Genomic DNA, 20,700 nt, shown 5'->3' with positions numbered 1-20,700 from the left:
AGGATGCTCGGATAAAATTGAAAAAGCTTTATCCGACACTTAAAGAGTGACTAAGTACTAGTCCCACTAACTACAATACGATAGAGACTACTGACATTTGCCGCATAAATGACACCCGATTCATTAGGATTAACAGCCATGTCACCTGGGCTTAAGGTGCTGCCCGATAGGGTTATTGCCGTACTTGTTTGGGTTGAGATATTTATTTTATAGAGTGTATTGCCACTGGAAACATAATAGTTGCCTGCGCTGTCAAAAGTGCCTGCAACGTAATTAGTATTTGGTAATACACTGACAGTACCTAATACCTCTGTGCCACTTTGCCCAATTTTTATTAATGTTGGCTGTAATGCGGCTGAAGTAGGCTGGGTGAGCGCATAAAAATAACCATCTTGCTTGTTTAAAGCGAGGGCATTAAGCGTATAAGGTGATAAGTCAAGTAATTCCGTCTGTGCATAAGCGCTAGGATTTAATCTATCTATACGAAATAAACGTGAAGGACCATTACTGACACGCCGTATTTGATAAAAATACCCATCACACGTATATGGCGTACCCGCAAACCCTTTACTGATTGTTATTTGATAGTCTTCAACCTCACCACTACTTGCGTTACCTGTTGGTGTATTGCAACTAGACAGTGTGGAGCACAGACGGAATCGTGCATAACTTACACCCGCAACCGCAGTGGCTGGCACATCAACAGATAATTGGGTTGTGCCAGCCACAACATTTTGATCAATAGGTAATAATTGCTCGCCGGGATCGGCAAAATCACCGTCAGCATTCCAATCAAACCACGCATTTAAATAGCCCGTGCCTTTAACGATAACGGGTAACGTTATTTTACTGCCAATCATTAGGTTGGCGGGTAATGTGATTCCGTCTTCATCGTCTGTGCCGGTGGCATCATCACCTGTGCCGATTAATGGCGTGGCGGCGCTGAGTTCAGAATCAGGTGCAACATTACCCAAATAGAGTGTAGGTAAAACAGGTATCGAATGTGTGGGCCTGCCATAAGTTGCAGGAGCATCGCCATAATCTAATGTACAAGGCGAAGGAAACAGAGGGGTAATTTCAATATTTAGAGCTGTATTCCCTTGATGTTCTTCGATAATAACTACAGTGAGCACATCACCTGATGCAAGTGCATAACTTGGGAAAATCAGGACTGGCGCAGTATTTGTCTGTGCGTAAGCGTCCTTAATGCTGTAGATCAAAATACCATTTTTGTAAATCTTAACATGGTCATCACCCGCTTTAAGGTTAAAACTATAATTACCTGCTTCAATAGCAGCTATTTTATGGGTAAATTCAACAGACCGATCCCAGTCTGAGGCAAGATATTTTGTGCCTATATATCCTGCATCGTCACCAATACCATCGGTAATCGCAGAAGCATTCCCCCAGCCGAGCACAGATATATCCAGTGAACGAGCGGTTTTTGCCAGTGTTTTATAAACTAATGTTCCAATTGGCTTAACGGCATAGGGCTGAATCCACCCGTTATATCCACTATCCCCCCCTGTAGTATTTGGATCATACATAATTGCATCATATCCAGCGCATGCGCCTACCGCAGCTTGAGTAGTAAAAGCGCTGAAGAGTCCGATGAAAAAAAAGATAATACTTAAAATAACAGAGATGTATCCGCACTTATTCTGCTGTTTGATGGCTTTTTTATGCGATGGCAGTATAAACATTACATAAAAAAACAATATTACCGAGATATAGCACAACTGTAGACATAATAGGTATCGTGTTACCCAGCGATGAGTCAGCAATACTCGCAAGGTTAATCTATTAACGCCTACGCGCGGTAATATTGTCATAGTCGCAAATCCTTTTATGAGGCACTGTATTAATTATTGATATGTGTAAAATTTAAGTATAGTAAATTACTTAAATAAATGTGGTAGCTGACGCAGTGCGTCAGCAATCTAACTCGATAGTTTAATTAAACAAAGCTTCATCAAACTTAAAGCGTGCCCGTACATAAAAACCTTGTGCGGTGTAATCGGTACCTTTTAAATCACCACCGTCAAAACCTTGCATGTTATAACCCACCGAAGCCCACAAATCATTTACCACTTGATAGCCTATTTCTATACCTTCGGAAAATTGCAAAGCGTACTCATCTATAAAGGCACTGGTTTGTAAGGAGGCATCAAAATCTTTCCAAAAATCCCAGGTAACTCGGCCATAAATTAAATGCGTTAACGCCTTAGCAGCAAGAGTAGAAGTACGATTTTGCTCGCTCCACTTTAGCGCGTAGCGAGCAGAGGCAATTAAATCCTCACGCGGTTGATAATTGACATGGGTTGACACGATGTGACTGTGTTCGTGGTAAGGAAGTTTACCGCCGGTTTGTTCTTCTAAACGGTGTTCATAGCGCCCCAAAGCATTCCAGCGGTTATTATCTACCTGTCGCCAGGCCACACCAATTTGTTGGCGCATGCGCCACAACGCACTGCCATCCAACGAATTTTCTTGTATAGACAGTCCATGACGTGACAACAAACTCCAATCCTGATCTATTTTATACACCAACCCGACCGTGTTTAACCATGAATCACCACTGTCGGCAAAGCGGCTTTCAAGACTGCCGGTCAGCTTATAACGCGGGTCAGCGGTGTATTCTGCCAAACCGGTAATAGCGGTTGAATCACTGCCAGCTTGGCCTGCAAACGCATGTGTGGTTTCAAAGCCACCACCTAACCTTACGCCATCCGCCACTTCCCAGGTATGGCGCAAACCCATAGCCGCCTGTGCCTCACGGCTATTTACCGCATCGCGTATCCGGTATTCACTAAACACCCGACCATTTTTAGAATACGCACTTTCAACCCCAATCACCGCGCGATTATTTTGCTGGCTGGCATTCAGCGCATAAGTACTGTTTAGCGAAGAGATCAGCTCATAGCGTCCGTAAAGCCGCGTTTGATCATTAACCAAATAGCCCGCGCCTACGGCAAACATATGCTTTCTAAGATCAAAGATGTCTTGTTCGGCTTCGGCGGAAAGATCAGCGCCTTTTAGCCACGGCAATTTTGCTGTCAATTTACCGCGCACGGTTAACAAATCACCGGCAGGCTGAGTGGTTAACCCGCCCACGCCTTGTTGCAGGTTAATATTGCCTGGACGCGATGCTCGCATCCCAAATTCAGCACTGATCATTTCATTAAAAATACGCTCGATACCGGCAGTAACCCCCATGCGTGTACCACCACCCGCATTGCCTTTACTAAAAATAGCCTCGGCTACCAAACTGGTTTGCGCGTCTAACTTATACTTGGCATTGGCAGTAGCTTCCGTGCGACCCTGGCTAAAACCCGACGTGGGGTTATTAAAGTTTTTATCGGCATGAGTCACCTGAGCATTGGCTTTTAAATCTGTGCCTTCATGACGGAACTCCAAACGCTCCGCCCAGCCCTCGCCTTCTATACCGGTGGTATTTTGGTTAATGTAGCTGGGCAGCGTACTGCTAGGAATATTAGTTTGATTACCAAAGCGCTGGCTGCTTTGCGCGGCTCTTAACTCACTATTATTTTTGCCGGTATGAGTTCTGGCCACCTCGCCTATCAAAGTGGTTTTTTCACCCAATTTGACAATCGCCGTGCCGCCCATGACTTCCATTTTTTGCTCAGGGTTGTCGTCGCGTGCATAAGAAGAGCCTACTTCTATGTTATTGGTCAGCTTGACACGCGCATCCACACCGCCTTTAAAAAACGCCGCGCCGCCGTCGGTAGATTCATAGGTAATCCGTAAGCTGCGAGGATTAAATTTAGCATCTTGCGAACTGAGCGGGGCTTTTAAAAATATCTCATGGGTCATTAAATCAATCGAATAATCCACGAAACGGCTGAGTGTTTTCGCTTCCAATATAATCGTCGGTTGATTTTGATCGCGTACCAGCACTTCTACTTTTTCACTGTTTTCATACAAGGCATCCATACCGGGTACGCGGTATGGCCCAGATGTGCCATTCGGGACAATTTCAATGATTTTTTGCGCTAGATTGTCATGGCTACCCCAGGCATTAGCACTGATATTGCCACTTTCATAATGGCCTTTAATACCCGTCGCCGAACGACTGTATTGGCTTAAGCGCCGATCAGGACTGCTATCTGACGTGGTAAAATCACCGTACATCACATAGGATTTTTCCCTGTCCACGCGCAGATAAAAACGTTCTGTTGATTGCGCATCAAAACCTTTTATCGACGAATCACCGTAAATGGGATAAAACTTATCGGGTTGAATGTCACGGAATAAGCGCTGTTGGGTGGTTTTGTCGCTGTCATAGGCGGTAGTTAATAAATACTTGCCTTTAATCGTGCCTTTAAAAAAGAACGCCGCACGGCCAGAACCCTTAACATCCCTGCCCCCTACAGAAATATGCCGTAACTCACGCTCAAACGCATCATAGGCAGTGGGGGCGTTAACATTCACTTTACCGGCTCTAAAATTAACCACGCCTTCAATAATACCCGCACCGATTAAAGGCCGTAGTTCCGGCAAAAAAGCAATTTTAAGCTGCTGTTCCAAATTACCAGCAATCACCTTTACAATCGCATCCGACGGATTACCTGGCGGTAACAAGGTAAATTCTGCCACGCCACCTTCCATAAAGGCTTGCAGGCCTGGCTCTTCAGGGACTAAATCTTTATCTAGCCACGTACCGTTATCAAGTTCTAAGGTTAACTGGGTACGTGCCGTTACCGGTACACCGTTATCATCCACTAAATGCAAAGTGACTTTAACCGGTGTTTTAGAGTCTGCAATCGAGGTTGCCGGTGCATCCATCTTAATGGAACCTGCGTGCCCTGGGGCAATTACAGTTAACGACTGGCTGGCACGGACGTTACCAAACGTATCTGCCACTTCTAATAGCAGCGTATTTTTGCCAGGCTTTAAGCTAACACCAATGTATTCCCAGGCTTCCAGATTTTTATCTGCCAAAGTCGATTTTTTACCAACTCGCCCAAGCGCTTCATCCACGCCGTTAACTTTAAGGTGTAAGCTTGATCCCATCGCACCTTTAACCCGAATATTAGTCACGCTATCTGGCAAGGTATCGCCGTCTTTCAGCTCAATAAAGCCTGGTTTGTTATCAAGGCTTTTCAAGATGTTCTCTAACGGTATCACCAATGGTTTGTTCGGCGCTTCGGCATGTAAACGCTGTGCGGCCATAGACTGCACCAAATTTGCAGGCATCACGGTTTGATACACCAAATTTTTATTTTTACCAGCAGGGTCTAATGCACTGATCGCTTGTGGCCCAGTCGGTGTAATAACCCCCGATGCGGGTAACGCTTTAGGATCGGATACCAGATTATTATTGGCGTAATTAGCATTAAAGCGCTGGCCTATCAGGGCTTGGCCATCTTGCGCGGGGTGTGCTTCTAAGGTTTTACGCCGCAATTGCACGTCTTTAACCACGGCATCGGCATTGCAACTGCTCACCGCAAAATCGGCTTTGTGTAACTCGCCTTTTTTAAGATCAACAAAACGGCTATCACCTTTACCAGAGTTGCGACTGTCTAATACAATCAGTTTGGCCTCTTTCGGTAAGGTCGTGGTATCCAGCTTTAACACATGGGTAATGGGGGACAAACCATACAAACTGTATTTACCCTCAACATCGGTAATCACCGAAGTCCCGTCTTCCATAATTAAGCGCACATCAGGAATACCGACTTCTTTTTCGTTCTGTGCTTTAGTGTCTTTACTACGCTGTTTCTTATCGTCTGGCTCACCTTGCACTTTATCTTCGTCACAGTCTTCCAAATACACCTTACCGACTAAAAATGCATCATCGGAAAATACCCCACCGGCTACAGTAATCGCCCAAGAACTTTGGTTGGAATTAAATACACCACTGCTTGCGTAAGCGCTATTAATTGAGTTTTTATCTAAGGCCACGCCCACCCCAATTTGCAATTGATAGGTTAATTCCATAATAGCGTTGTCTGGCCAATTAACACCGGTCACATTAAAGTCCAGTGGCGCACCTGGCGCACCGGCTGGATCAGGCATTGATTTCCAAGTGCCCTCACCCGCCGTAGAATTAATTCTGTACTGCACAGACCCTGACAACAAGCGAAAACCACGCGGTAATAAATCACGTATTTGCACATTATCCAATGCCGTACCGGTAGCGTTGGTCATTGTTAAGGTATACGGTGCAATGTCGCCTATTTCGGCTGTAACTTTGGTACTTTCTTTATTTAAGAAAATACTGTGGCCTGCCTGAAGCGCAGGATCAAGCGGGATATGATTGTGCCAAATATTACTAGCCGCCCCCAGTGGCAGATTAAAATAATACCGAGTATCTTGGTTAGTTGCCGGTGGCTGATCTTGTTCTTGCACAATACCAGACGGTGCAATACCTGATGTGACAGGGATTTTAACCGATGGCGAAACTAAACCCGACTTATCCGGTGGCGTAATACTCAGCGTGTACTTGCAAGCCTTGGGAGTATTTAAAAAGAAGCTGTAACTACCGTCTGCCTTGGTAGTCATACTGACACTGCCATTGGCATTAAATACATAATTAATAGCAAACGGATTGCGTAGTTGATCTTGGTTAATAGGTCCTTTGCAACTCGTGGTGTTGCGGGTTAATGTGACGACAGCACCTTGTACCGGCTTTCTTGTATGTGAGTTATACACCACACCGGTAGGTTTTAAAGGACTTGTTCTAGGTTTACTACTGGAAGAGGACGCGGCGACTACGACCACTTCCTTCTTAGGATCATCACTGTTTAAACTGGCAGCCACGGCAGTGTTTTCAATTGTCAAGCCGTTCAATTGCGCAGGTACTAGGGTGATTCGCACAGTGAATTCAACCGTAGATGATTCACCGACTAGTAAACCTTTACTGCCGTCAAGTAATTGCACTGCGTTGTCAGTACCAAAATGGGCAATATCTTCAGCTGTACACGCGGCTTTACCGGTATAAGCCGCATTAGCTAGTAAATTACCAGTGAGTATCTTTGGTGTTTTTAGCACTTCCCACGCCGCCACTGTTGGCGATTTATCAAAACTATGAAACGTACAATTCAAATTGTCAGACAGATGGATGTAATTAGCCACTACCGTGCCGGTATTATTAACGGCAATCTTATAAGTAATATCAAAAACATTAAGCTGTCCTGCCACGGCAATCGGTGCGGAAGCGGTTTTTTGCACACTGATTTTAGGGGTTTCTGATACCAAAACAGTCGCGCTTACTGTGCCCGATTTTTCATTAACTTGCGGGCCGTTTTTATGTACTTTGTAACTGACTTCCGCTTGATTTATAACGCTGACATCTTGCGAAGCCGCCATAACACTCACGCAATAAGCGCCACAAAACAGCCAACTAAGCAAATAAACAATACATTGCCAGACACTGACGTATGTGCGATTTTTTGGGCTTACCGCATTAACTGTTATAGCGCGCATAAGTCAGAAATAAGCAGAGAAGCCAAAGAAATAGCCACAGATAGCAGAGCAAAAATGCTGTTCACAATACAATCACTGTTGTCATTACTGCTGATAAAAAATAGCTTCATGTTGGTTTAAGAGTGAAAGATTAGATGATAGTCATGACAGACTGTGTTTTGGCAAATAACCCAGAAGACGATTTGCAAAAACAAAGGTAACCGCACCGATGGGCAAACAAAACACTGTTTACCCACCGATGAAGCACTTATTACTTACGGATTAATACGTACTGCGAACTCCAACTGCGTAGTTGCAGCGGCAGGTACTGTCGTCCATTTATCGCATTTAACAGAACCTGCACTGCCTAAAGCTGGTTCAGTTAATACAGCCACACCGGTGACGCTGGCCATTGCTGTACATGTACCCGAACCTGCATAAGTTGTGTAGCTCGGTGTTGCATCATTAATAATCACGCTACTGACAGGCGCATCACCTTCATTGGTCGCTACAATTTTGTACCAGATACACTGACCTGGTTTTTGACTTTGCGCACCAATTGAATAAGAACCAACACCTGAAGCAGGGGCTGCCTCACAAACTCCAGCATTCCAAGCACTGACCGCCTGCATTTTAACCAGACGAATTTGTCCCGCTAATACGTTAGTAACGTCTGTGATAGGTGCAGTTGTACCGCAACCGCCAACAACAGGGTCAATAGCAGTAATGGTAATAACATCAATTGCACCGGATACAGCACTTGCTGGCGCTTGCACTTTAACCAACAACTTCACTTGCGAGCCTGCTGTTAAAACCGGCATACCTGTAACAGCGCCAAAATTGATACTGGCTGTGTCTAACACATCATGTGCGTTGGCACTGCCACCAATAGCCGTGTCAGTTGCATCAATAATACCGTTAGCAGTCTTATCCAAATACAACGAATACGACCAACCTTCAGCAGACTTAGTGTTAGTTACGTCAAATTTAAAATTACCACCGCAACTCGCGTTACCACCGTTCACCAAGCTGTGTGGGTATACAATAGTACCGCTTGGCTGAATTTGCCCAACACCCGGTGTTATCAAGCTCAGCATATTCTTTGTTGCATTCAAAGTAACGCTATCCAGCTTGATATCGCTAACGCCAGTAGCAACTGATGTCACTTTAAAGTAGGTTTTATAAGCACCGGCAGAAGCGGTTACCCCTGATACTGAGGTTTTAACCACGGCGCAGAAGTTAGCGGTAGCACCTGCTGCCACAGCACCACTATTAATCACTGTAGCGCCCAGTGTTGCCGCACTACACACACCGGTACCTGCGGTGTTTACATGAAACGTCACCGTCCAACCATTTAGCAAAGTCCCTGGTGAAAAAGCCGCTGCACTGGCAAGATCAGCACTGCCTGTATTGAGCAAATGGTAGTTGAGACTGTAGTTATCAATCGCTGTACCCAAGTTCTTTACATTCAAGTTAAAATACGCAGAACTTCCAGGAGCAACGGCCATATCAGTAATAGCAGGACTTGCAACACTACCTGCACCTGCACCTAATACCCCCGCGTTGGTTAAATCGACACCGGCTGGCGTAATGGCTGTTACCTGATCAAACACGGTGTTTTTAAGCGTAGGATCGCCTTTAGATGTCGCGGTAATACCCACCGTAAAATCAGCAGCGGTTGTACAATTAACTAACGAACACGCATTTGCTGGAATAATAGCTTTTAACACAACCGTGTAATGCTCACCGGCCAGTAATGGTCCTGTGTCCGGTACGCCATCGGCATCGCTGCTCGATAACGGCGTACTGCCATCAGATTTAAACAATTGAAAGCTTGTGCCTGCGGGGAAAGCTGTCGAAGCATTGGCAATAATCTCAGCAATAGTAATGTTAAATGTGTCCGAGGTATTACCGGTATTCCATATTTCATTATTGAAAGAAACGGTTGTACCAGGTGCTGGTTTTAATGGCGTACCGGCTACTTCTCCTACGGGTTTTACCAAATCAAAGCCTGTAGCGTTTACGTTATCGCCGTCAGTTGACACAGTCGCACTGTTATTAGCAACCACCTTATAATTACCCAATACTATAAAGGGTGATTGATTGGTGGTTGATGGTGTTCCAACAGGTGTCATACACGGCGCAGCTACGGTACAAGTACCCCCTGTAGTCGTCGCCATCGCATACGTGGCACTGTTAGTTGTTTCGCTAGTACCGACAGGTGCTGTAGGCGTTACCAAGACATCAAAAGTAATAAAGCCCGATGTATTAGGCGCTACGTTAGTAACTACCGCTTCAATCGTAGTGATAGCACCTGATGGCATTGCCCGATAAGCGATACCAGTAGGATCAGCTGTATCATCTGCATCAGTTAATGTCGCTGTAGAAGCACTTGACCATTTAGCCTTACTTACAATATAACTAAAGCCAGAGGTGTTATTAGCGACATCACCAATCATATCTTTAATATATAAAGGCCCAGCCGCATTACCATTATTGGTATAAGCAATTTTATAAGTGACTTGTGTTCCTGCAGGCCCTGATGTCAAACCGCTGACTATTGATTTATTAACTGCAAACACGGGAATGTCATTTGCGACAGTTAATGTATCGGTATTAGACAGTGTGGCCGGTGTATACAACGCAGTTAAAACCGGTGTTGCTGTCACAACTTCAGTAATAACTGTAGTATTTGGCGCAGTGGCTTTAACTGTCAGCGCAACAACAAAGTTAAACTTACCACCTGGTGTCAAGCTACCTGTTTGTACATTAGTACCGGTACATGCGGGTACATCATCTACAATACAAAGCGGCGTTGCATTGTCTGGTAAACCATCACCGTTGGCATCAGCAAAAATGGCCACCTTGGAGAGATTGGCATCTACCGTTACTGGTAAGGTAATATTAAAGACATCCGAACCGTTACCTGTGTTGGTTAAGGTATGCGGCATATAGACTGTAGTGCCGGGGGCAACCGGCTTGTTGTTGTCATTAATTAATGTATAACTACCTACTTGCGTCACCGTGGTGGTCACTTCATTAGACAGCGTATGCTGGAGCGTTCCACCTGTGTCGGTATAGTCGGCACTGGCTCGGTTAGAAATGGTTGCATCCGCCAATGGCGTTGCTGCTTGTACACTGCTCACTGAAAACAGCAATATCAGCCAGAGTGCGGCAAAACCACCACTGATAAGCCGCGAGAGAAAATCTCGCGGCCTCAGTGGCGGCACTTGTGTATTATTTATCATAATGTTATCCCTAAGGTTCAAAAAGTAAGTGCTACAATTTCGATTGCACACCTAACGCACGACAAATTAAGATTATCCCTGCAGAATGAACGCTCAATCTTTGCAATCTGTCCCGCTTTAAATAGCAATACAAAATATCTATTAAAGTATTTTTAGAAGCTATAAATAGCCTCACTCATCTAGTTGTCAGAATTAGTCGACCTAGCGCAATACACTTGATCAAATTAAAAATACCTTATTAAAGACACAAAAAATCTCAGTAGCCGGTAGTTTTACCGTCCAAATGTAGTGTGTTTAATATTATTTATGTCTAAAGTGGGCAGGCACTAAGTGACTTCAGTACCCGCCCGATACATCGCTGTTCTCGAAGGCCTGTATAAGTACTTTTTGTTGTCCGTCTCCTGCTATTTTTTGATGACTTGAACGGTAGACTTAGATACCAATTCTGCCGCCGACTTGGGCAATTGATTGACGCGCATACGCGCTGTTACTTGTATTTTTTTACCGGCATCCAATGTGCCTACTTCCCAGCGTAAACTTTGATATTCAGCATAAGGCACGGGCTCTTGCTTATCTTTGCCGTCTTTGTCTTTAGCATTACGCATTAAAGGCTCAACACCATAGGTAACATTATCAATCGTAGCCAGCACTGATGCAGGACGCGCCGATTTTTCGACATAATTCATACCGAAGGGAATGGGTAATGAGGCTTTTAATTCGCTGAGATTGGTTTTGCCGCGATTATGGTAAATGGCTTTGTACTGCACCATGTCACCTGGTTTTACTTTATCGGCGTTGGAAAAGCTTTCTTTGCCGTTTTTGTCTATGTTAATTTTTTGACTACTCAAGACGATAAGCAACGGATCAGTTTGTTGACTTTTAGTAACTGGCGCAGCCTGTGAACTTTCTGCATAACCATTGTGGCTAATAGCGGCTGCCAACAAAAAAACAGGCGCTAGCAACACGTATTTCAATAAAATTTTATTTAATTTGATTTTCATTTTTATATCAGCCCATTCAAAAACAATTAATTTTTACAAAATAACGGGATAATCGCCAAACAAACCCGTACATCAGTTATTAGAGAGTATAGTTATTGTTTTAAATTGTGCTGAAAAAAATTAAAAGTCTATTTTTTTAGCAGAACAGTAAAGCTTAAAAAACAGAGGGATTTTTGAGATGTTGAGATGTTGAGATGTTGAGATGTTGATTATATAAAATATATTATGATAAATAGGTAGTTACTAAGCCCTCTAAAAGATTAAGTTAAGCATTTTTATCTATTCATTGAAAGCACAAAAAAATACGGAAAAGCGTGGAGATTTTGTCACAAAATGAGTTTGGCCAAATTAAATCAATTCACTTTTGCCTGTGTATTGCCTGAATTAGCTGCAAGCCACTCCACTAACACCTGCTGTGCTCGATTATCGGCACCGGAAGGCAGTTGTTTAGCACTGCTATCAATCCAGGCGGCTATGTCTTGCCAGGCAATAGTCGCTTGTAAATCGCGTAATAACATGTGATAGCCCTGCTGATAAAATGCCACTTTTTTATCAGCGCTATGCGTCACTAAAAATTGCTGTAAAAAATTATAAGTCGCTTTTTTAGGGATAATTTCATCTTTTTCCCCATACAATACCAAGGTGTTACCCTGTAATAAAGACGCACTGGCATAAGCCGAATCCATCAAATCAGTAAGGCCGTGCAGCGCGTCTACGCGGGTTTTTTTAATAACCCACGGATCGCGGCCTAAGGCGCGTAACATGTCAATATTATCTGAAGGGGTGATTTTAATACCTCGACCCGTTAAGGTCAGCCACGGCATACTGTGCGATAGCGTCCACAGCAAACTGGATTGATACCACGGCATCGTGGAACGCGCCCACAATGCAGGCGCTGCTAAAATAATGCCATTAATATCAGGTATAGGCGCTTTACTCATCGCGGCAATAATAACCGCCCCGCCCATACTTTCGCCTAGCAAATACACGGGGCGCTTCGGATAACGCTGTTTTAATAGCAGAACCAACGCCTTCAAATCGCCTGTATAAGTCGCTTCACCTGCCCACAATCCGCGCCGTGGCGCTGCACCAAAGCCACGTTGATCATACGCAAAACAGGCAATGCCTTGCTCGCTAAAATACTGCCCTGGCCGATCAAAAAAATGGCTGTAATCGTTAAAGCCGTGTAATGCAATCATGACCGCTTGCACGTCAGCTTTCGGCAGCCATTCGCGCAAAGGCAAATGGCTACCGTCTTCAGTAATAAACACGCCTTTACTGATCTGTGCTAAGTGATTTTTTTCGCCGAGCGGATAAATTTTAGGCATACATCCTGTTAATACGTGGCATAAAAAAAGCAACACAATCAGATGCAGGACTTTCATGTTTGAATTACCCACCATGTTGCAAGCTATTTTTCCAAAGCCACATCCACCTTCGTGGCTTTTTGTTTAGTTAACAAATAATCCAGCCATAAGTTAGATAATTTTTCCTGCACGGTATTTTGTCGTAACCGCGCATTCAAATGTTTGAAATCCACCTTATCCAAATCCTGATCCTGATTGTAGCAAGAATACACAAAATACTCTTTGCCAGATTCTGCATCGACATGCTTGCACAAACACTGGGCACAAATGCCCTTCATCATACATTGCATCGGTGAATTGATAGAACCTACCGCATGATGGGCTTTTTTCAAATACGGCTTTAGTACATCATAACGCGCATCTTTCACTGCCGACATCATTCGATCCGAACCTATCACAATTAAATGATCGACATCGGCCAGTGAAATCGGCTGTTCGCCCAACTGGCCTTGAGCATAAGACAGCATGGCTTGCAGGATATTACCAACAAAGGTTTTATCTTGCGGGCGTGTCGGCTCAATGGCCACCGCATCCGCCGTATTATCCACCGACCAGATGATAATATCGGAAGCCGCCTCAATATCGGCGGTTTTAAACACATCCTGGTTGTATTTATAACCGGCAAAATAAATCACCCGATTACCCGCCGCCCGCAATGCCTTACCGATAGAGAACAGCACCGCATTGCCCAGCCCGCCACCGATGAGCAATACGGTTTGGCCGGTTGGAATATCAGTTGGTGTGCCGGTAACGCCCATAATCACCAAGGGGTCACCGACATGCCAGGTTGCACACAAGCGCGAGGATGAACCCATTTCCAAGGCGATCAACGAGATGGTGCCTTTGGCTTTATCGACTTCCGCACCGGTCAGCGCCAAACCTTCGGCAGCCAACACCGTGCCTTCTTCAACCGGCGCAAAGGCTTCAAAGTTTTGCACACGGTAAAACTGGCCAGGATGAAATTTCTCAGCCGCTAACGGGGCTTTCACCACCACTTCGATAATCGTCGGGGTCAGCCGGTTAATGGCAACAATCGTCGCGGTAAACGCCTCATCCAGCTTAGCAAACAGGACTTTTAAAGCCGCATCGCGCTGGATTTGCTCGGCAGGGTTAAGCTTAGCCAATTCCTTTTCAAACAATTTGACCACATACGGGTAACCGTTCTTGGCGCTGGCCATGGCTTTCACTACGTTACCAGCGTACACCGGATGGTTATCGCCGTAAAAACTGATAAATTTACCGTCTTTTTGGTACGAAGTTAACGGCGCAGGCTTGCCCAATTTGGGTGCAGTCTCATCGGCCATCGGCACCAGTTTTAAATCACCTTGCGACCATTCCGGCTCATAGCGCTGGAAGAAATACTTGTCCATCGCAAACGTGCCGGGGTATTCACTCTCATAGATGGTATTGGGCGACGTGCCCGCCGCCACATACAAGCTGCGCAATGGCACGTTGACAATCTGCCCTGAATTATTCCAGCGCCCATCTTCCTGCACGATTTTTTCAAATTCCACCGCATTCAAATGGCCGTATTCATCGGCCAGCGCACTTTTAGGGCTCATGCCTTCAGTAAGGGCAATACCTTCTTGCAGGGCTTCGTGGATTTCCTCGTGGTTTTGCCGGTACGCCGGAGCGTCTTTCATGCCTTTGCGGTAGAATAAGGTGACACCGCCCCACGCTTCAACCAAAGGCTGGAAGTTAGGCTTTTCGTTAGCCGCTTCCGCACGCTGGCGCTCGCCGCGTATGGCTTTGCCATGTGCTAAAAACTCATCCAGTATGAGGGTTTCTTCCACATCGTAACGGCTGCGCACAACATCCGCACCGTAGATATTGCACAAGGTGTCATAACGGCTTAACAGCTTTTCCACCTGCACCGGATAATACGCCATCAATTCCGTAGCGGTATCAATCGCCGTTAAGCCACCCCCAATAACACCGGCTGGCAAGCGCACCTGCAAATTGGCCAGCGATGACGACTTGGCCGCGCCAGTCAATTGCAAAGCCATCAAAAAATCTGAGGCTTTACGGATACCGCGCATCAAATTGTTTTTCAAATCAATAATGGTCGGCTTACCTGCACCCGAAGCCAGACAGATATGGTCAAAGCCCATAGACCAGGCATCGTCAATGGTTAACGTGCCGCCAAAACGCACGCCGCCATAAGCACGGAACGCTTGCCGCCTGAGCAAAGTCAGGTAAATCACTTTCAAAAAGTTTTTGTCCCAGCGCACGGTAATGCCGTATTCGGCCACGCCACCAAAACCTGCCAGCGTGCGCTGGTCAAGCGCTTCGTAGATGTCGTTAAAATCGGCAATCGGTGTCGGTAAGCTATCGGCATCACCGGTTAATTCTACCGGCAAAGGCTCAAGCTTCAGCGCATCAATACCTGCCACACCAAAACCTTCGTTAAGCAAATAATGACTCATGGTGTATCCGGCAGGGCCTAAACCCACCACCAGCGCATTCTTGCCGTTATAGGGCAGCATGTGCGGACGCGTGACATTGAGCGGATTCCAGCGCGTCAACAAGCTGTAAATTTCAAAGCCATAGGGCATGAACAACACGTCGGTCAGCACATTGGTTTCAATTTGCGGGATATTGACCGGATCGGTTTTTTGGTAGATACAGCCTTTCATGCAGTCATTGCAGATACGGTGGCCGGTACCGGGGCACATGGGATTATCGACAATGATAATCGCCAACGCACCAATATTGTCGCCGCCGCGTTTGACTAAATGCATCTCGGAAATCTTTTCATCCAACGGGCAACCGGTAGTGGTCACGCCCAAAGGATCAACCTTGAAGGTATTGGTTTTTTTATTGCGCATACCTTTGGAGCAGGAATCGGTGTCGCGCTCGTGGCAATAAATACAGTGATCCACTTCCGACAGCGATTGGCGCTCATTAAAACGCGGGTCGGTCAGCTTAAAGCCGTCACGGAAACGCCGGTGTTGCTGCTCGCCCATCCAGGCGGTAAATTCACCACGATCAACCACATCGTGTTCTACCAGATGTTCAAAATCACGTTTTTTAGGAAACTTGAAACTCAGCCATGTGCCGGTCAACTCAGGGTTGTGCTTGGCCAAAAAACTCCAGCGTTGCACAATAATCATTAAGCTTTCGATAAATTCAGCCGGTTCTTGTCGCGCAATAATGTCTTTAAACTCAACCACTGCCGCACTGTTTTCGGCCAGTTTGCCGCGTAACATTTCCGCTACTTGGTCGGCGTTGTCGTAATCACTGGGCTTATTTTTGGCGATTAATTTATAGTGCGCCGATAATTTGCCAATTACCGCACCTGCTGCTGCCACACGGCGCTCTGCATCGGTATCTTGATTGGCTTCAGGGAAACCCGTCGCTACTAATAACTCAAACTGTGTCTTAATCTGCTCAATATCCGTCCACTCAGCAATATCCTGGCCTTTAAACACGAAATCCAGTTTTTCAACCACATCGCGTTTATAGGCAAAAATCGACTCTATTTCCTGAGTGATATGCTGTTTTTGCTGCTGGTGCTGTTCAGTGACATTAAACAAAGTTGCTACAAACTGGCCGACATAAGGTGCCATACGCACCAATAAATCAGAAATAAGCTCAGGTGCCATCTCTGCACCTTGCGATTGCCGATATGTCATAAAACTATGATATAACTCAGCATCGTGTTTGTTGACAGACGCATCGAAAACGGCCAACAATGCGTTAAGTTGCGCTGAATCGTACAGATCAGCATAAGTGAAACCTGGAATACCCAGCGTAAGAGTGTGTTGTGCCATAGATTTTTACGTTTGATTAGATCGCCTGTCTAAACAGACGATAAACACAGTCTGAATTTAGAGCGATAAAAGTTATTTAGCGGGTTATTGTAAGTAAACGAAAGTTTTTTTACTACTTGTAATGTCTATCACATTACAGAAAGCTGACTATAATTAATCGAACATGCTGGTTAGAGGGCTTCCGTATTTCCACTGATTATTTTTTACTTGACACAATAGCTAAAAAAAAATTGAAGATAGAGTATAATTAGCTATAAATATATCAGTCACACAGCCTGTTTTATCCCCCCTATAGTAACGCTATAAGCGCCTAACACGGCAATAAAGGGGTCATATTTACTTTAATAAAATCAAAAGCAAAATACCTGACTCGTTTCGGCTATTTGCACCGCAAACAAATGAATGCACAGAAACATTGTTATGATTTAAGCACACTACCCCTTCATGCAGAAAGATAGAGGAAGCATTCGCCATTTTTTAACGTTATATACCCTCTTAGGGTTGGCTGTTATTGCTTTTATACTGGTTAAACTGGTACGAGAAGAAGTTGCCACCTCCAAGTATCAAGCGCGTTATTTATCGGAGATTAGTCAACAATTAAGTTACACCCTGGATTCTGGGCCTAGCAACTCCATACGCTATCCTGGCAATGGCCCGTATGATCTGCGTTTAGGTTATTCGGCTTTACCGGACATGTTGCAGCGCCTACAAAAAAACGGCTATACCATTGCCGCACAAGCCTCCGCATCGGCAAAAATGACCAGTCTTATGGATTCAGGACTGTTTGCTATTTACCGTGAAAAAACTCAGGGTGGGCTTGTTATTGCTGATCGCAGCGATCAGCCAGTATTTTCTAATCTTTACCCCGCGCACGGCTACGGCAATTTTGCTGATATCCCGCCGATTATTCTCAACACCTTGTTATACATTGAAAACCGTGAGCTCCTGAGCGAAAACAACCCCACGATTAACCCTGCTGTTGAATGGGATCGTTTAGGGTTTGCCAGCTTACAAATGATTGCGCACAAATTTGGGCTGAATGGCAATGTTCCTGGTGGCAGCACACTGGCGACCCAAATTGAAAAATACCGTCATTCGCCCAATGGCTTTACCAATTCGCTCAGCGATAAATTTAAGCAAATGAGTAGCGCTTCTATACGTGCTTATTTATTAGGCCCCAATACGCTACAAATGCGCCAGGAAATTGCTCACGCCTATTTAAATTCCATGCCACTGGCAGCAACACCCAGAGCCGGTGAAGTTCACGGTTTAGGCGATGGCTTATCGGCTTGGTTTGATGCGGATTTTGCTGAAACCAATCGTTTATTAAACCCAAACGCGCTTAAATTAGGTTCGATAACCTCACAGCAAGCACAGGCCTACCGACAAGTGCTAAGTATCTTATTGTCGCAACGTCGCCCTACCTATTTGTTAGGCCGTGGCTACGATACACTGCAAACATTAGCGGATAGTTATTTACGTCTGTTAACAACGCAAGGTGTCATTTCACCCGCACTGCGCGACGCGGCCTTAAAAGTTAAAATCAAGCGCCAGCTCCGTACAGACAAAGCGCCGAACCAATTTATGGTCGAAAAAAAGACCCAATCTGTACTCAGAACACGCTTGACTAAAGCCTTAGGCGCAAAATCTAACTACGAATTGGATCGTTTAGATTTAATTGTTAAAACCACACTTGACTATAAAGTTCAGCAACAAGTTACCGCCGCCTTACGCCAGTTAAATAACCCTAAAGAAGCCATTAATGCCGGACTGTTTGGCACACGCATGCTCAGTGGTAATATAGATTTGTCGGCAATCGTTTACAGTTTGATGTTGTTTGAACGCACCGATAAAGGCAATTTATTACGCATACAAACCGATAACTTTGACCAACCGTTAGACATTAACGAAGGTATTCGCATCGACTTAGGCTCAACCTCCAAACTCAGAACCACTGTGCATTACCTGGAAATTTTGGCCGAATTACATAAAAAATATAAAGGTCTTAGCGTAGAGCAATTAAAAAACCTGCAATTTCATCCGCGTGATTATTTGTCAACGTGGGTTAAAGAGCATTTATTAGCCTCACCACACATCAATTTGCAAGACTTGCTTTACGAAGCACTGGAACGTAAATACTCCGCCAGCCCTTATGAAGGCTTTTACACTGGCGGCGGCGTGCATCATTTTAACAATTTTAATAAAGGCGATAACGGCAAAATATTGACTGTTCGGCACGCATTAAAAGATTCCGTCAACTTAGTGTTTATCCGTATGATGCGTGACATTGTTTACCACCATATGTACAAACCCGACGGCATGGCATTGTGGATAGATGACCCCAATGATGTCAGACAAAAAGAATATTTAGAGCGTTTTGCTGATCGTGAAGCACGGGTTTATTTGCAACGTTTTTATGCCCGTTATCAAGGTAAAAAACCACTTGAGGCATTAAAATTACTTACCCAAAAAGTAGTAGCGAAACCTGCACGTTTAGCCATGTTGTATCAAGCTATTTACCCAGACCATGATGTCAGTCAGCTCACACAATTTTTAACTGAAAATACCTCTAAAGCCGAGATGGCTGGCGAAGATATTTACGAGCTTTACGATAAGTACTCACCCAGAAATTTTGATTTGCAAGATCAAGGTTACATCGTAAAAGTACATCCTTTGGAGTTATGGTTAGTCAGTTATTTAGCTAAAAATCCAACAGCAACCCGCGAGGAGATTATAGCGGCCAGTACCCGCGAACGACTGGATGTTTACCGATGGCTGTTAAAAAGCAATAAAAAACACGGTCAACATCGGCGTATTATGTCGTTACTAGAAGAAGAAGCCTTTAAAAAAGTACATGCCGCGTGGCGACGTGTCGGTTACCCATTTGACCGTTTAACACCTTCCTACGGCACATCCATTGGGGCATCCGGCGACAGACCAGCTGCTCTAGCGGAATTGATGGGCATTATACGTAACGACGGTATTAAAATGCCTTTCGTGCGTTTTGATAGTCTGCAATTTGCCAAAGACACACCTTATGAAACGATTTTAAAAAAATCGGCTGAAAAAGGCGAACGTATTTTCCCAGCTGAAGTGGCTATTGCGGCACGCAGTGCGCTAGCCGGCGTTGTTGAAGCAGGTACAGCATCAAGGCTAAGAGGTGTCTATACCGATGAAAATGGCAAAGCATTAATAGTTGGCGGCAAAACCGGCACCGGTGACCACCGCAAACAAATATGGGGTGAGCGCGGTCGCTTGATAGAATCTAAATTTATTAGCCGTGCTGCGGTGTTTACTTTTTTCTTGGGTGAACGTTTTTTTGGTGTTATCACCGCTTACGTCGAAGGTCCTAATGCCGGCCAATATCATTTCACCAGCTCATTACCGGTACAAATCATTAAATTTTTAAAGCCGGTATTGTCGCCTTTAATGAATAAAACAGCCGTCGTTAAAGCAGAAATACCTGCTATACCTGCGCAGCCATTACCCAGTGCCAGCGTTGTTGTCGCAACACAACCGCTGACCACTGCTAAGCCTGTTATTGCAACGCCCGTACAGCCGAATCCAGCAATAGCTAAGCCGAGTATACCGCCTAAACCATTTAAAGCACTTAGACCTACCAATATAAAAAGAACGACATTAAAACCAATAAAAAATGTCTTTACACCCAAACTATCGGCCATAAAGACAATACCCTTAAAATCTTTGCCTCCTAAAAAAGCGCCATTAACTAAGATAATAAAACCTTCGGGCACCACTAAAATACCGGCAGAAAAATCAGCAGCATTGCTAACAACTAACAAAAAAACAAACATAACAGCTCACATTGAGCGGCTACCCTCCCGTTAAATTTTGATTTAGACTTAAGTGCCGACTTGTCATT

7 protein-coding genes are annotated in these 20,700 nt (G+C 44.8%); 1 reads left to right on the top strand and 6 read right to left on the bottom strand.

Annotated features, from left to right (window positions below; genetic code table 11):
- Positions 1 to 50: 50 nt before the first annotated feature.
- The 6 genes from CRENPOLYSF2_RS09720 to CRENPOLYSF2_RS09695 all read right to left on the bottom strand — a co-directional run bounded on the left by CRENPOLYSF2_RS09720 (position 51) and on the right by CRENPOLYSF2_RS09695 (position 16,817).
- Positions 51 to 1,547 carry a DUF6923 family protein gene (locus CRENPOLYSF2_RS09720; protein ID WP_140396838.1) on the bottom strand — a complete coding sequence of 499 codons (1,497 nt, stop codon included), beginning with the start codon at positions 1,545 to 1,547 and terminating at the stop codon, positions 51 to 53.
- Between the two features lie 406 nt (positions 1,548 to 1,953).
- Entirely contained in the window at positions 1,954 to 7,332 is a 5,379-nt protein-coding gene (locus CRENPOLYSF2_RS09715) for a DUF11 domain-containing protein (RefSeq protein WP_176371086.1), read from the bottom strand.
- Positions 7,333 to 7,703: 371 nt separating this feature from the next.
- Positions 7,704 to 10,676: a hypothetical protein gene (locus CRENPOLYSF2_RS09710; protein ID WP_087143754.1), complete on the bottom strand. Its 2,973-nt coding sequence runs from the start codon at positions 10,674 to 10,676 to the stop codon at positions 7,704 to 7,706.
- Between the two features lie 404 nt (positions 10,677 to 11,080).
- On the bottom strand, positions 11,081 to 11,677 hold the full coding sequence (locus CRENPOLYSF2_RS09705; protein WP_087143753.1) for a DUF11 domain-containing protein: 597 nt from the start codon (positions 11,675 to 11,677) through the stop codon (positions 11,081 to 11,083).
- 353 nt (positions 11,678 to 12,030) lie between these two features.
- A complete protein-coding gene (locus CRENPOLYSF2_RS09700; RefSeq protein WP_245807967.1) occupies positions 12,031 to 13,005 on the bottom strand; it encodes an alpha/beta hydrolase in 975 nt (324 codons plus the stop codon).
- Between the two features lie 83 nt (positions 13,006 to 13,088).
- Positions 13,089 to 16,817, bottom strand: coding sequence for a pyridine nucleotide-disulfide oxidoreductase (locus CRENPOLYSF2_RS09695; RefSeq protein ID WP_087143752.1), 3,729 nt, complete (start codon positions 16,815 to 16,817; stop codon positions 13,089 to 13,091).
- 444 nt (positions 16,818 to 17,261) lie between these two features.
- Between CRENPOLYSF2_RS09695 and CRENPOLYSF2_RS09690 the strand changes: the two genes are divergently transcribed.
- Positions 17,262 to 20,666 (top strand): transglycosylase domain-containing protein, encoded by a 3,405-nt coding sequence (locus CRENPOLYSF2_RS09690; RefSeq protein ID WP_087143751.1) that lies wholly within the window; start codon positions 17,262 to 17,264, stop codon positions 20,664 to 20,666.
- Positions 20,667 to 20,700: the final 34 nt, after the last annotated feature.

The sequence above is a fragment of the Crenothrix polyspora genome, from assembly GCF_900163755.1.
GTDB lineage: Bacteria > Pseudomonadota > Gammaproteobacteria > Methylococcales > Methylomonadaceae > Crenothrix > Crenothrix polyspora.
Note: the sequence above shows the minus strand (reverse complement) of the source record. Positions and strands in the feature narration are given on the sequence as shown.

Excerpts from the sequence above, each read along its gene's own strand:
- CRENPOLYSF2_RS09715 (WP_176371086.1), bottom strand. The coding sequence starts at position 7,332 with ATGGCGGCTTCGCAAGATGTCAGCGTTATAAATCAAGCGGAAGTCAGT.
- CRENPOLYSF2_RS09720 (WP_140396838.1), bottom strand. The coding sequence starts at position 1,547 with ATGTATGATCCAAATACTACAGGGGGGGATAGTGGATATAACGGGTGG.
- CRENPOLYSF2_RS09695 (WP_087143752.1), bottom strand. The coding sequence starts at position 16,817 with ATGGCACAACACACTCTTACGCTGGGTATTCCAGGTTTCACTTATGCT.
- CRENPOLYSF2_RS09705 (WP_087143753.1), bottom strand. The coding sequence starts at position 11,677 with ATGAAAATCAAATTAAATAAAATTTTATTGAAATACGTGTTGCTAGCG.
- CRENPOLYSF2_RS09710 (WP_087143754.1), bottom strand. The coding sequence starts at position 10,676 with ATGATAAATAATACACAAGTGCCGCCACTGAGGCCGCGAGATTTTCTC.
- CRENPOLYSF2_RS09690 (WP_087143751.1), top strand. The coding sequence starts at position 17,262 with ATGCAGAAAGATAGAGGAAGCATTCGCCATTTTTTAACGTTATATACC.
- CRENPOLYSF2_RS09700 (WP_245807967.1), bottom strand. The coding sequence starts at position 13,005 with ATGCCTAAAATTTATCCGCTCGGCGAAAAAAATCACTTAGCACAGATC.